A 14,320-nucleotide genomic window follows, 5' to 3' on the forward strand; every position below is an offset into this window, starting at 1 on the left:
TGTTCGCTCCACAATTTGACTATTTTATATAAGTCTGTATAATGCGATGCAGCGACAGAAGCGATCGAATGGATGAATGAGAATTTGTAAGAAAAACAGACAAATAAGCGGGCATTCGTTTTAAATGTGAATCTTATTAATTCATTAAACTGACTTTTTTAAAAAATATTAAAATGCGGACCGACAGTGGGAGTCACATTTGTTTTATGCCTTCAGAATTCTGGCGGGCCACGGCGCTGCCCCTTCGAAGAGCGAGCTATCGCGACACTTGACAACGGAAATTTCTTTGCGAGGTGCCGCGTTTCCGTTCTCACAGTTCACGATCTGCATGGCGGTTACTTCTGGGAAGGTGGCATTCGGCCCGCGTCACGCCACTGATGGAGAAAAGCAAGGCGCCGTCGCTTTGTGCCCCAAGAGTTGGAGACGTCAATGGCGATCATGTTCGTCAAAGCACGGGTGATCAGTAGGGGGGCTGGACGGAGGATTGTCCCGGCCGCGGCCTATCGCCATCGCGCCCGGATGACGGACAAAGAGGCTGGAACGTCCTTCAGTTATCGAGCCGGGAGGGCCGAACTGGTGCATGAGGAGCTGGCTCTGCCGACGCACATACCGGAATGGCTGAGCACGGCAATCGATGGCCGCACCGCTGCAGCGGGGAGCGAGGCGCTGTGGAATGCCGTGGAGTCCTTCGAGAAACGGCCGGACGCGCAGCTGGCGCGCGAGCTGATTATCGCCTTGCCGGAGGAACTGACGCGAACCGAGAACATCGCGCTGGTGCGTGAATTCGTCCGTGACAACATGACTTCGAAGGGGATGGTTGCGGACTGGGTTTATCACGATAAGGACGACAACCCACACGTCCATTTGATGATGACATTGAGGCCCTTGACGGAGGAGGGCTTCGGCGCGAAGACGGTTCAAGTGCTCGACGAAGGCGGTAAGCCGCTGCGCGTGGCCACGCTCGACCGTCCGAAGGGCAGGATCGTTAGCAAGGCCTGGGCCGGCGACAGGGAAACCATGAAGGGTTGGAAGATCGCCTGGGCGGAAACGGCCAACCGGCATCTGGCGTTTGCCGGGCATGAGATCCGTCTCGACGGACGCTCCTATGCTGAACAGGGACTCGACGGAATCGCGCAAAAACGCCTCAGTCTGGAGAAGCCAGCACTCTCCCGCAAGGGCAGGCAACCTTATTTCGCGTCGGCCGGTCTTGCCCGGCGGCAAGGCGTGGCCGACCGGCTGCTCGCCGAACCGGAGTTTCTGTTGAAGCGGCTCGGGAACGAACGCTCCACCTTCGATGAGCGCGATATCGCCAAGGCGCTGCATCGATATGTCGACGATCCTTCGGACTTCGCTAATATCCGCGCGCGTCTGATGGCGTCGGACGATCTGGTCACGCTGAAGCCGCAGCAGATCGATGCCGAAACGGGGCAGGCGACAGAGCCGGCTGTGTTTACGACGCGCGCGATCCTTCGTATCGAATATGACATGGCGCGATCGGCGCTGGTCTTGTCGAAAGGCCGCGGTTTTGCGGTTTCCGATCGCGCAGTTGCGGTTGCGATCAGCAACGTCGAAACCGGCGATCCTGAAAAGCCCTTCAAGCTCGATGCCGAACAGGTCGACGCGGTCCGTCATGTCACCGGTGACAGCGGCATTGCTGCGGTGGTCGGCCTTGCTGGTGCCGGCAAATCGACCCTGCTTGCCGCGGCACGCGTCGCCTGGGAAAGCGATGGCCGCAGGGTGATCGGCGCGGCCCTTGCCGGCAAAGCCGCCGAAGGGCTGGAGGACAGTTCCGGCATCAGGTCGCGGACGCTCGCTTCACGCAACATGGTCGAGCGTATGCCGGAAGACCTCGCGAACACCAGACGCGAGAAGTTGACCCGGCTCTTCGAGGCCGTGAAGCGTTTCGCCGACGAGCAGCATCTCGCCGAGCGGCGGGATCGTTCGAAGATTATTGCTGGCGCCAGTGCCAATCTGGACAAGGAGATTGTCCCCATGCTTGCCGCAGTCACCGAGTTCAAGACCTCGATCGACGAGGTGGCGAGATCGCGTGCTCTCGCCACACCGCTGTATCGCCAGCAGCGAACTGCGCTGGCGGCCGTGGCGAGCACGATCTGGCGCGATCCGGCCGGCGCCGTCGACAAGATCGAGGAACTGCTTGTGAACGGGATTGCTGCCGAACGCATCGCCGCTGCAGTGGCCAACGATCCGGCCGCATACGGCGCGTTGCGCGGCTCCGATCGCCTGATGGACCGGATGCTGGCCGCCGGCCGGGAGCGGAAAGAGGCGCTGCAGGCCGTATCGGACGCCGCCGCCCGCTTGCGCGCGCTCGGTTCGGCCTGCGTCAATGTGCTCGATGCCGAACGCCAGGCTATTGCCGAAGAACGACGGCGCATGGCAGTCGCCATTCCCGGCCTGTCGAAGGCGGCGGAAGGGGCGCTCATGCGCCTGACCGCCGGGGCGAAGAACAACGGTCGCAAGCTGAATGCATCGGCCGCTTCTCTTGATCCCAGCATTCGCCGGGAGTTTGTCGCAGTCAGCAGGGCGCTCGACGAGCGCTTCGGTCGTAGTGCCATCCTCCGAGATGAAGCGGATATCATCAACCGCGTCCCGCCGCCGCAGCGCCGTGCGTTCGAGGCGATGCAGGACAGGCTGAAAATTCTGCAGCAGTCCGTCCGCAAGGAGAGCAGCGAGAAGATCCTTTCGGAACGGCGCCAGCGCACTATCAGCCGCGGCCGTGGCGTCGATCTCTAAAACCTATTGAAGAAGCGAATCGAGCGCGTCGCCTTCGAATACAACGGCAGGTTCAATAATCTGTAGCGTCCGTTCGAAGTCTGGTGAGATGTTCCTCGCACACAGTTTTGACCAGCACATGCAGTTCGGCTGTCTGTTCTCCGAGCCAGATCAACGCCTCTTCGCTGACTTCATAATGATTCGAATAACGCGCCTTTACGTATGCTTCATTGATCGTATTGAACCAGGCGCGATAGCGTTGCTGGTCACGCGGCCAGGCATCCACGAGGCGACGATCACGGCCCTCCGCCAACTTACGCAGGAAAGTCAGATTATGGGAGGCGGGGCTATAATTGGATAACGTCAAAAGTGCAGCCGAGTAAGCATGCTCAATAACTTGATGGAGGAAAAAGGCTGCGTGTTTGTAGCGCCGCTTTTCAACGTATAACGTGAATCCATCCAACAAGTCAGTTGAGAAAGGAAATCTCTCTTTAAAATGCTCCCTGGCGATTTGGTACTCCTCGGCCTTAGAGCGTGGCTTCGGTTCGGGCAGCGGTTCATCATCGAGTTCATAAAGGACGATCCCCTCGCGGCGGATGTCTGAGAAGAAGTATTGCCCCTCGTGAAGCGCCGTGTTGACCTCGCGCCGCGAGTGAACAATGAGGCTAACCGGTGTTTTGATGCCGGGATCGTGGAGAAAGCGGTCCGCCGCCTTATACCAATACGTGGCGAAGTCAGACAGCTTCCTGTTGTTGACGATTACCAGCAGATCATAATCAGAGCGATAGCCCTTGAGCGTGTGCGGCTCGTCAACCCAGTCACCGCGAGCATATGATCCAAACAAGATGACCTTGAGGATCCGCCCCATTTTCTTGAACTCCGCTGAGCTGTCCTTGAGTGCATCCTGAAATTCCTCATGCAGGACATCGACAACGCGGGCAAGCTCGCGCTGCTTACGTTCGGGCAGGTGGTCGAGGTTGGATTTCATCGGCGGCGGGCATCTTTCGTAGCGAAATTATCTTGGCTATTGCATTCCGCAAAAATAAGTCTCAATGCTCTATAATGCATATCGGGATCCTCGCTCCGGTGGTACGGGACTGCTAGAAGACGGCAAGAGCGCTTTACTTGTTACACTTGTGCGCCGTTACGCTTCCACGCTCTCTCCCGATCTGACGCCCGAGCGCGCGTAAGTCGCGCTTGTGTGGTATCATTTACGTGTGGTGCATAACGTGAGTGAGCGGTAGCGATGAAATCCTCCACATATGGGTCAGGTGAATACTGGGGTGCGGTCGCGCGTTCATACGCGAACTTTCGAAAATTCCGCATCTAGTTTTCCTGCCAATGCTGTTGTCTGCAATATTATGTTGTAACAAAATCAAAAACAAGCTCGACAGCTTCCCGTAAAGGATCCTAGCATCAGTATATATAAGACCGACGAGCGGTGTGAGATGCCAATAAAGATGAGGCATTCCGGCGAGAATTATGAAAGTCGGGAGCAATCCCAGTCGAGGAAGCGTCCCAGCGAGAGAGCTTCAGCATCCTGAACGGCACCGCTCCGTGCACAGCCGTCAGAGGCAGGTTGACGGTGTGCAGTTTTGGCGCGAAGCGCGCTGCAGACGCTCCAGCCTGGTCAACAAGATGTCGATCGCACAGCTGTGCATGAACCAAGCCGTCAATGCTGCGGAACGATTTTGCTAGGGCACAGCCACAGTCGAACATTATACCACTGATTGGATCATCCAGCGGCATTCACCATTCGCGTCCTCGGGATATTGTGGAATGCCACTAGAGTCCCTTCACGCTGAGGTTTGCTGGGCTTCAGGTGACGGTGACAAATATGAATACCACAGCCATGGCTGCTACGGCCGTGACGAGCCCGTCAACCAAACTGCCTTGCCCGCTTCCGACAACAAAGCCAGCTACACCCGCAACCGCAACAAAACCGATTTCCATATGCGTCCGTGTTGGCGTCCCAAACACCTCATGTTGGATAGAAAATCATTCTTAGGGTCAAGACACTTCTCGGCCAGCAGTATGGCACAATCGCGACGGTCAAACTCGTCTCATCCGCTGATTTGCCGCCTGATTGTCGGATTTCCAAGCTACTTTGTTTCGGCACGGGCAGTGTTGGCAAGTGATATTCACGTCATGACTTCGCCTTCGCTCGATCGAGGTGACTGGAATGCGCGGCGATTGAAGTGCACGTCGCAAGCGTTGTAGACCTAGTTGAAGCCAATCAATGAGATGGCGGCAGCGGTGATCAGCTCCGGCGGTCATGAGACTACGCGAGTCGGTGCAGCGCAGAGTGTAGCTGCAGGCGATGCGACGAGAACGCCGGCCACCTATCGGCCTGATTAGCCTGTTGCAAGGGCTGTCGCCTTATCGGCGTTCGACATCATGACGCGATGGACGTTCGCTAAGCGATATGAAAAAAGGCGCGTAAAGCCGCACGAACACGACAATCCACCCCGAAATTCTCCCGGCCGGCATTCTCAGTCTTGAGGCGAGTGAAATATTGGCTGGGGAACCTGGATTCGAACCAAGATTAACGGAGTCAGAGTCCGTCGTTCTACCATTGAACTATTCCCCAGCAGTTGCCGCCGAAGCATGGCTTGGCTGCTGTGCGGCGCTTATAACCAAAAGCCGGCAGATTGCAAATACCCGTTTTGAAAAAATTCAGTGCTGTGCGAAAGGCATGAAACCGCTGCAAATCCCCTGTCCAAAAAAGAATTTGGCGATTTCGGCGGGCGCTGATATTCTTGCCGCAACGCAAAAATCGAATGAGCGCCTGCTGCATATCTCAAGACTTGCGCGGCGCGGTGGAAAAACAACGTGGAAGACCCCGAAGGCGGCGCAAAGCCGCAATTTGACGGGGCGTCGGCGGCAGGGCGCAAGGACGGCAAGAAGTCCAGGCGCCGCAAGGGCAAACGTGGCGGGCAATCCCGCAACGCGGCTCATCCCGCTTCGCATGAGCCTTCCGGCGGTGCCGGACAGCCTGCGCGCCCGATGGAAGATGCAGCCGGGAATCCGGCCCGCAAGCGCAAGCGTCGCCGTCGTGGTGGCCATGGTGCTGTGCAGGACGGTTCACCTCTCCCCCAGGCAATGGAACAGACGGCAGCGGCGAGCAATGCTGTCCGCTCCGATGGCGAGTCAGCGCCGAGCCGTCGCAACCGCCGCAAACACCGCGGCAAGCGCGGTCTGCAGGGCCGGCCGCTGACATCGGCAAAACCATCAGATGTCTCGCAACAGGAACGCCGCGCGGAAGAGATGGCGCTCGGTGCCGAGCTGCGTGAAACACTGGATGGCGCGAGCGCCAACCGCAGGGGCCGCCAGGAAAGCCATTCCCATTCCGGGCATCAGGGGGATCGTCAGGCTGGCGAGAATGTGTGGCCGGAGGAGCTCTACGCCGCCCTCGATCTCGGCACCAACAATTGCCGTCTCCTCATTGCCCAGCCGACCCGCCCGGGTCAATTCCGCGTCGTCGACGCTTTTTCCCGCATCGTGCGCCTCGGCGAAGGCCTTGCGGCCAGTGGCCGCCTGTCGGACGAGGCGATGGACAGAGCGGTCGAGGCGTTGAGGATCTGCGCCTCCAAGCTCAGGAACCGGCAGATCCGCCGCATGCGACTGATCGCCACCGAAGCCTGCCGCCAGGCAGTCAATGGCGAGGAATTCCTCAGCCGGGTCGTTGCCGAAACCGGCCTCGCGCTCGAGATTATCGATCGAGAGACAGAGGCGCGGCTTGCCGTCTCCGGCTGCTCCTCGCTGGTCGGTCGCGAGACGCGCTCCGTCGTGCTCTTCGATATCGGCGGCGGCTCGTCGGAGATCGCCGTCATCCGCATCGGCGACAATCGCTTCAGCCGCCTTGCCAATCACATCACCCACTGGACCTCGCTGCCGGTCGGCGTCGTGACGCTGTCGGAGCGCCATGGCGGGCACGACGTCACGCCGGAGGCCTTCGAAGGCATGGTGCGCGAAGTCGAAGGCATGCTTGGAAGCTTCGATTGCCCGGAGATCGAGGTCGCCCAGACCGGCGACTTTCACCTGATCGGCACTTCGGGCACGGTGACGACGCTTGCCGGCGTGCATCTCGACCTGCCGCGTTATGACCGGCGCAAGGTCGATGGCATCTGGCTGTCCGACGACGAGGTCTCTGCCATGCAGGCAAAGCTTCTCTCCTGGGATTTTGCAAGCCGCGCCGCCAATCCCTGCATCGGGCCTGACCGGGCCGATCTGGTGCTCGCCGGCTGCGCCATTCTCGAGGCGATCCGCCGCCGCTGGCCAAGCCCGCGCATGCGCGTTGCCGATCGCGGCTTGAGGGAAGGCTTGCTCACCGACATGATGGCCGATGACGGCGTGTGGCGGCGCAATCGCAACCGCCGCGGCCAACGCGTGAGATCGTGAGATAAGGAATAGGCATGACCAAGGCACCGATCGCGGGAAACCGCACCGGCCGCAAGCTCGGCCAGCGCGTCAAAAACAAAAAGATGAAGGCCTCCTCCCGCCAATGGCTGGAGCGCCACATCAACGATCCCTATGTGCAGCGCGCCCAGCTTGAAGGCTATCGCGCCCGGGCCGCCTTCAAGCTGCTGGAGATCGACGAGAAACATCATATCCTGCGCGGCGCCAGGCGCATCATCGATCTCGGCGCTGCCCCCGGCAGCTGGTCGCAGATCGCCGCCAAGGTCACCGGCTCGACGGATGATGATATCCGCGTGGCTGCGATCGATTTCCTTGAAATGACCCAGCTGCCGGGGGTCAAGATCCTGCAGCTCGATTTCCTCGATCCGACCGCGCCGGAAAAGCTGTTGGAGGCCGTCGGCGGCACGCCGGATCTCGTCATTTCCGACATGGCGGCGCCCACCACCGGCCACCACCGCACCGACCATCTGCGCACCATGCATCTCTGCGAAGTCGCGGCACATTTCGCCGTCGAAGTGCTGGGGGAAGGCGGGCACTTCCTCACCAAGACCTTTCAGGGCGGCACCGAGCGTGAGCTGCTCGCCATGCTCAAGCAGAACTTCCGCCAGGTCGTCCATGTCAAACCGAACTCGTCGCGCGCCGAATCGGTCGAGATGTTCCTGCTGGCCAAGGGCTTCAAGGGGCGCAAGGCCGAAGGCGAAGCAGAGGAAGCTTGATCTTCGGGCCGGTCCTGACGGATGATGGCGATCGACTGCATAATTCCTTAAATCGGGATCGATTTAAGGATAAGATATGCAGCAATGGAAAGCGTTGCCGCGTCCTCTGAAAGGACGCGCGGCGCTGTCAGGATTGAACTGCTGATCCCATGCTTCTTTACGTCACGCTCGGAACCAACGACCTCTATCACGCAGGGCATTTTTATGATGCCGTGCTGTCTCCCCTCGGTTATCGCCGCCAGCGCTCCTCCGAAGAAGAAATCGGCTATGCCGCCGAGGGCGATACGCGCTGCCGCTTCTGGGTGGTGACGCCGTTCAATCGCCGCCGGGCGACCTCAGGCAATGGCGCCATGGTGGCACTTGCAGCCGAAACACGAGCAGCTGTCGACGCCTTCCATGCGGCGGCGATCGCGGCAGGCGCCGTGGATGAGGGCGGGCCTGGCCTGCGCTCCTACCATGCCCATTTCTACGCCGCCTATGTGCGCGATCTCGACGGCAATAAGCTCTCTGCCGTCTGCGAAAGCCCGGATTAACGGCTGCCTAAAGCGCGTCGCAATCTTTCAGACTCGCTCCTCAAGCTTTAGCTCTTTGTTTCCACGCATGTCGTTACCACAAAACCGCTGCACACTTTTGCGCGACATGCTTTATTTCACCGCGTGCTGTTCGGCTTCAACAGTTGCTGCCGATATTGCCTTGGAGTGGTGGCCGGAAACGAGTGCGCCGGCATTGCGGTCCATCCGGATGAAGGGAATGGTCGCAATGACCGTCAGTCCGGCGATGATGTAGAAGGCGAGGTGGAAATCGGCCACCTGCAGCGCTTCGCCGCGGAAATAGATCGAGCTTTCCAGGATCGCGGCGGCGACCGCGACGCCAAGCGCCAGGCTGATCTGCTGCATTACCGAGCTCATCGATGTCGCTTGGCTTGCTTCCGCATCATCGATGTCGGCGAAGGCAAGCGCATTGACGCCGGTGAACATGAAGGAGCGGGAGAAGCCGCCGAGCAGCAGCACGCCGATGATGACGAGATGCGGCGTCGACGGCGTGAACAGGCCGGTGACGACAGTCACCATGGTCGTGACCATGGCGGCGCCGAGAAGCGTGGTGCGGAAGCCGGCGGCGGCGAAGACGCGCTTCGCCATGAACTTGGTGGTGATCGCCCCGATCGCGCCGGCAAAGGTGATGAGGCCGGATTGGAACGGCGTCAGCCCGAAGCCGAGCTGCAGCATCAGCGGCGTCAGGAAGGGCATAGCGCCGACGCAGATGCGGAAGAGCGTGCCGCCCAAGGTGGAGGTTCGAAACGTCGGGTTCTTGAATAGGTTGAGGTTGAGGATCGGCGCCGGATGCCGCTTGGCATGGCGCACATAGAGAAAGCCGCAAAGCACGCCGATCAAGGTGGCGGTGACGCCGATGATCGGGGGCAGGGCCGGCAGACTGACCACCGACAGGCCGAAGACGACGCCCGCAGCCGAAAGCGAGGTCAGCACGAAACCGGTGAAATCGAGCCGCGGCGGCGCCGTCGCTTCCACCTCAGGCAGAAAAATCGTCGCAAGCCAGATGCCGATGATGCCGACCGGCACGTTGATCAGGAAGATCCAGTGCCAGCTGAAATAGGTGGTGATGAAGCCGCCGAGCGGCGGTCCTGTGAGCGGGCCGACAAGTGCGGGGATCGTCAGCAGCGCCATGGCTGAGACCAGATCGCTGCGCTTCGTCGTGCGCACCAGCACGAGGCGGCCGACGGGCGTCATCATTGCGCCGCCCATGCCCTGCAGGAAGCGCGCAAGCACGAATTCGACGAGGTTGGACGAGATTGCGCAGAGGATCGAGCCGATGACGAAGACTGAGATGGCAAGCCGGAAGATTTTCTTGGCGCCGAACCTGTCGGCCATCCAGCCGCTGACGGGGATGAACACCGCAAGTGCCACCATGTAGGAGGTCAGCGCCAGCTTCAGGGTGATCGGCCCGACATTGAGATCCGCTGCGATCGCCGGCAGCGCTGTCGCAATGACGGTCGAATCCATCTGCTCCATGAAGAGGGCGACGGCAAGGATCAGCGGGACGATGCGGTTCATAGGCGGGAGCCTTGATGGGCGCGGAATAGAGCGGGGAAGGCCGGTGCTGTTTAGTCCCAGCTGCGGGTTCTGCCAATCCCCAAATCCGGCTCGATGACACGTTTGCTTCACGTCTGCGTGAGACGGCTTGCGCATTAACGTCGCTTGTCAAGATTGACATATGTTTACCTGGCCGGGGCAAGAATCCGGCCGCGCAATCGACACTGGGGGCCGTGCGGTGACGCAGCTGCACGTCATGAAGGATGGACATATGACAATTTCGTCGGGAATAAAGCGGCGCACCCTTTTTGCCGCAGGTCTTGGCCTGCTCGCAGCGCCGGTCATTTTAAGAGAGAAGGCCGAAGCGGCCGCAACTGGAGAACGCAATCATATGGATGGAACGCCTTTGCCTGAGATCAATCAATTCAAGCTCGGTTCCTATAAGTTCACCGTCGTCCGCGACGGCACCAGCATTGTCGAAAAGCCCTATGAAACCTTCGGCACCAATCAGGACCCCGAAACGGTGAAGGCGTTGCTGACTGCAAACTTCCTGCCGGCCGACAAGTTCATGAATGGCTATACGCCGGCCCTCATCGATACCGGTTCGGATGTTATCCTCGTCGATACCGGCTTCGGTGCTGGTGGCCGTGCACGCGGCGCCGGCCAGCTTGTCGACGGCCTGAAGGCGGCAGGATATTCGGCCGACAACGTCACGCTGGTGGCGCTCACCCATCTGCACGGCGATCATATCGGCGGCTTGATGGAAGACGGCGCGGCTGCCTTCAAGAATGCCCGCTATGTCGTCGGCCAGGCCGAATATGATTTCTGGTCGGACAAGGCGCGTGAGGGCACACCTGCCGAGGGCGGTCACAAGGCGGTGCTCGCCAATGTCGTGCCGCTCGCCGAGAAGACCACCTTTATCAAGGAAGGTGACAGCGTCGCGCCCGGCGTGACTGCGATGCTGGCGGCCGGCCACTCGCCGGGACATATGGTGTTCCACGTCGAATCCGAGGGCAAGCGCCTAGTGCTGACCGGCGATACGGCCAACCATTATATCCTGTCGCTGCTGCGGCCGGATTGGGAGGTGCGCTTCGACATGGACAAGACGCAGGCAGCCGCCACCCGCCGCAAGGTTTTCGAGATGATTGCGAGCGAGAAGATCGCCTTCCTCGGTTATCACATGCCATTTCCGGCAGTCGGCTTCGTCGAGAGGCAGGATGGCGGTTATCGCTTCGTGCCGAAGACCTATCAGTTCGACATCTGATCCGAAGCGGTTCAGCCTTTCACGGAAGCGCTGAACCGCTATAACATATTGTTTTTAAAACGCTCTTGACAGAAAATTGCTTAGCGTTATTCCCGCAATGCTCTTGGCGCATGGCACCCATGACGAGCCTGGCGGGCATGCTGGGCTTTTTGCTATTTCCTTCCTGTCATAGACGTGTTACCAGCCCTCGCCAACTTCCAAGCAACCCATGCAGACCGCCGGGGCGGACGATTCGTTTCCGGACAGGGTCGCATTTTTATTAAACGAAGGAATTTGGCCATGGCACGCATCATTGAAACGGCAACCGGCGCAGACGCGCTTACCTTCGACGACGTGCTGCTGCAGCCGGGACATTCCGAGGTCATGCCCGGCCAGACGAATATCTCCACCCGCATCGCCCGGGATTTCGAACTCAACATCCCGATCATTTCATCAGCCATGGACACCGTCACCGAAAGCCGCCTGGCGATCGCCATGGCCCAGGCCGGCGGCCTCGGCGTCATTCATCGCAACCTGACGCCGATCGAGCAGGCCGAGCAGGTCCGGCAAGTGAAGAAGTTTGAAAGCGGCATGGTCGTCAATCCGGTGACGATCGGCCCCGATGCGACGCTTGCCGATGCGCTCGGGCTCATGAAGTCCTACAGCATTTCCGGCATCCCTGTCGTCGAGAAGTCCGGCCGCCTCGTCGGCATCCTGACCAACCGCGACGTCCGCTTCGCTTCCGATCAGGAGCAGAAGATCCATGAGCTGATGACGAAGGACAACCTGGTCACCGTCAAGGAAAACGTCGATCAGCAGGAGGCCAAGCGCCTGCTGCATTCGCATCGCATCGAGAAGCTGCTGGTGGTCGATACCGAAGGCCGCTGCGTCGGCCTCATCACCGTCAAGGATATCGAGAAGTCGCAGTTGAACCCGAACGCTTCCAAGGACGCGCAGGGCAGGCTTCGCGCGGCCGCCGCCATCAGCGTCGGTGACGACGGCTTCGAGCGCGCCGAACGGCTGATCGAGGCCGGCGTCGACCTTCTGGTCGTCGATACCGCCCATGGCCACTCGCAGCGCGTCCTCGATGCCGTCACCCGAGTCAAGAAGCTTTCCAACTCGGTGCGCATCATGGCCGGCAACGTCGCCACCTATGACGGCACCAGGGCGCTCATCGATGCCGGCGCGGATGCCGTCAAGGTCGGTATCGGTCCGGGTTCGATCTGCACGACGCGCATCGTCGCCGGCGTCGGCGTGCCGCAACTCGCCGCCATCATGTCGGCGGTGCAGGCCGCGAATGACCAGGACGTGCCCGTCATCGCCGATGGCGGCATCAAATTCTCCGGCGATCTTGCCAAGGCGATCGCCGCCGGCGCTTCCGCCGTCATGATCGGCTCGCTGCTTGCCGGTACCGATGAGAGCCCGGGCGAGGTCTATCTCTACCAGGGACGTTCCTTCAAGGCCTATCGCGGCATGGGCTCCGTCGGTGCCATGGCCCGCGGCTCGGCCGACCGCTACTTCCAGGCCGAGGTGCGCGACACGCTTAAGCTCGTGCCTGAGGGCATCGAAGGCCAGGTGCCGTACAAGGGGCCGGTCTCGGGCGTCATCCACCAGCTTGCCGGCGGCCTCAAGGCGGCCATGGGCTATGTCGGCGGCAAGGACCTCAAGGATTTCCAGGACCGCGCAACTTTCGTGCGCATCTCCGGTGCCGGTCTTCGCGAAAGCCACGCCCACGACGTGACGATCACCCGCGAGAGCCCGAACTATCCAGGCGCCGGCCTCTGATCATGAAGGCGGGCAGCGGGATTCCTCTCTGGGTCGTCGCGCTGCTCGCAGCCCTCTGCCTTGCCGTGCTCGCCTGGACGACCTTCGGCTTCGTCGTTCCGTTCAAGCACGAAACCGGCCAGGCGGTGCTCGATACCTATTTCGCCGGTTACGACGAGTCGGCGGTGTTCCACATGCAGAAGCTGCTCGATGAGAACGAGACGGCGACCAGGCTGCTGCGCGCCATGTATTTCGGGCCGGAGCTGATCTTTCCGGCATTGCTGACGGCGCTGCTGTTCCTCGCCTTCCTCAAGCTCGGTCCTGTCGGTTCGTGGTTCGGTCAATCGGTGCACCCGTTTGTCGGCAAGGCAGTTTACCTGCTGCCGTTCATCTACGGCATCGCCGACTACGGCGAAAACATCTCGAGCCTGATCGCCTTCGGCGATGGTGCGTCCGCAAGTCTTGCAACACAGCTGCTGCCGTGGATGACACGGCTGAAATTCGCAAGTCTCGCCATCTGCTTCATCCTCCTCGCCCGGCTTGCCATCATCCGCTGGCTGTCGCCGCGCCAGGACTGAGGGCGTTTTCGCCAGCGCTGGTATCCGGCTCTCCTTTCGGCTACTGCTCGCACAGAATGCGGAAGCGAAAAGGACTGAGACGCGCCCATATGACCGGCTATCAAATCTTCTGGCCACTCCTTGCCCATGTCGCCCTGGTCTATGGTCTTTATGCGCTGCTCGGCATGCGGCGCGCGAAAATGGTTCGCGCCGGCAGCATCGCGAAATCGGATTATCGCGAAAACCGCGGCGAGCCGGCCGGAAGCCTTGTCGTCAAGAACTGCCTCGCCAACCAGTTCGAACTGCCGGTGCTGTTGTACGCCTGCTCAATTCTTCTCTATATCACCGAGGCCGACAATCTCGTTTCCGTCGTCCTCGCCTGGGCCTTCGTCGCCCTGCGCTACGCCCATGCCGCCATTCACGTCACCAGCAACGATCTGCGCTACCGCAGCCCGATCTTCGCCGCCGGTTATCTGGTGCTTGCCGCCATGTGGGTCTGGCTCGCCGCATGGATGCTGATGAGCTGAGACGGCAGGCGCCGTCGCCCCATCATTTGTCCGTCACCTGCTGCATAATTCCTTAAATCGGGATCGATCTAAGGATAAAATCATGCAGCAATTCAGAGTGCTGCAGGCCGGCGACGCATGATGCCGGCATCGACGGCAATATGGCCGCCGGACGATGAGTCATTCCCAATGATATTGTTTTCACCAAAGTGAAGAGGCCGGGGGACCAGTCAAAACATGCACCCAAAGCGTGCGGCGCATGGCTGTTGTTCCCGCGGTCGATGAATATTTCAGTAACATGGTTACTAATATTTAAATTGATTGGCCTATTTCTGCG

The 14,320-nt window shown here is 60.1% G+C and carries 10 protein-coding genes, 1 tRNA gene and 1 pseudogene; 9 read left to right on the top strand and 3 right to left on the bottom strand.

The annotated features are described in order from the left end of the window. Positions 1-429 precede the first annotated feature (429 nt). Both B5P46_RS35490 and B5P46_RS35495 read left to right on the top strand, forming a co-directional pair. A pseudogene (locus B5P46_RS35490) lies at positions 430-1,818 on the top strand (MobA/MobL family protein); the annotation flags it as partial. 18 nt (positions 1,819-1,836) lie between these two features. Beyond that, complete coding sequence (locus tag B5P46_RS35495) at positions 1,837-2,751, top strand: BID domain-containing protein (protein WP_432431472.1); 915 nt, start codon at positions 1,837-1,839, stop codon at positions 2,749-2,751. 52 nt (positions 2,752-2,803) lie between these two features. On the opposite strand, the gene B5P46_RS06820 is transcribed toward B5P46_RS35495, so the two are convergent. Both B5P46_RS06820 and B5P46_RS06830 read right to left on the bottom strand, forming a co-directional pair. Continuing rightward, on the bottom strand, positions 2,804-3,718 hold the full coding sequence (locus B5P46_RS06820; protein ID WP_129418021.1) for a nucleotidyltransferase and HEPN domain-containing protein: 915 nt from the start codon (positions 3,716-3,718) through the stop codon (positions 2,804-2,806). Between the two features lie 1,528 nt (positions 3,719-5,246). After that, positions 5,247-5,320, bottom strand: a tRNA-Gln gene (locus B5P46_RS06830). 242 nt (positions 5,321-5,562) lie between these two features. On the opposite strand from B5P46_RS06830, the gene B5P46_RS06835 reads away from it, so the two are divergent. From B5P46_RS06835 to B5P46_RS06845, 3 genes are all read left to right on the top strand, one after another. Beyond that, on the top strand, positions 5,563-7,131 hold the full coding sequence (locus B5P46_RS06835; RefSeq protein ID WP_129418022.1) for a Ppx/GppA phosphatase family protein: 1,569 nt from the start codon (positions 5,563-5,565) through the stop codon (positions 7,129-7,131). Positions 7,132-7,145: 14 nt separating this feature from the next. Next, a complete protein-coding gene (locus tag B5P46_RS06840) occupies positions 7,146-7,865 on the top strand; it encodes an RlmE family RNA methyltransferase (RefSeq protein WP_017959110.1) in 720 nt (239 codons plus the stop codon). Between the two features lie 149 nt (positions 7,866-8,014). Beyond that, the gene (locus B5P46_RS06845; RefSeq protein WP_129418023.1) at positions 8,015-8,398 is read left to right on the top strand and encodes a VOC family protein; all 384 of its coding nucleotides are present in this window, start codon (positions 8,015-8,017) and stop codon (positions 8,396-8,398) included. A gap of 111 nt (positions 8,399-8,509) precedes the next feature. Here the strand turns inward: B5P46_RS06845 and B5P46_RS06850 are convergent, their stop codons facing one another. Then, positions 8,510-9,934 (bottom strand): DHA2 family efflux MFS transporter permease subunit, encoded by a 1,425-nt coding sequence (locus tag B5P46_RS06850; protein ID WP_129418024.1) that lies wholly within the window; start codon positions 9,932-9,934, stop codon positions 8,510-8,512. 250 nt (positions 9,935-10,184) lie between these two features. Here B5P46_RS06850 and B5P46_RS06855 point away from each other — a divergent pair, with 250 nt between their 5' ends. From B5P46_RS06855 to B5P46_RS06870, 4 genes are all read left to right on the top strand, one after another. Beyond that, positions 10,185-11,177: an MBL fold metallo-hydrolase gene (locus B5P46_RS06855; protein ID WP_129418025.1), complete on the top strand. Its 993-nt coding sequence runs from the start codon at positions 10,185-10,187 to the stop codon at positions 11,175-11,177. Positions 11,178-11,456: 279 nt separating this feature from the next. Continuing rightward, on the top strand, positions 11,457-12,941 hold the full coding sequence (gene guaB / locus B5P46_RS06860) for an IMP dehydrogenase (RefSeq protein ID WP_113547246.1): 1,485 nt from the start codon (positions 11,457-11,459) through the stop codon (positions 12,939-12,941). A 2-nt stretch (positions 12,942-12,943) separates the two neighbouring features. Beyond that, positions 12,944-13,498, top strand: coding sequence for a hypothetical protein (locus B5P46_RS06865; protein ID WP_129418026.1), 555 nt, complete (start codon positions 12,944-12,946; stop codon positions 13,496-13,498). Between the two features lie 89 nt (positions 13,499-13,587). After that, a complete protein-coding gene (locus tag B5P46_RS06870) occupies positions 13,588-14,004 on the top strand; it encodes an MAPEG family protein (RefSeq protein WP_129418027.1) in 417 nt (138 codons plus the stop codon). The last annotated feature ends 316 nt before the right edge of the window (positions 14,005-14,320 follow it).

The sequence above is a fragment of the Rhizobium leguminosarum genome (assembly GCF_004123835.1).
Lineage (GTDB): Bacteria > Pseudomonadota > Alphaproteobacteria > Rhizobiales > Rhizobiaceae > Rhizobium > Rhizobium leguminosarum_M.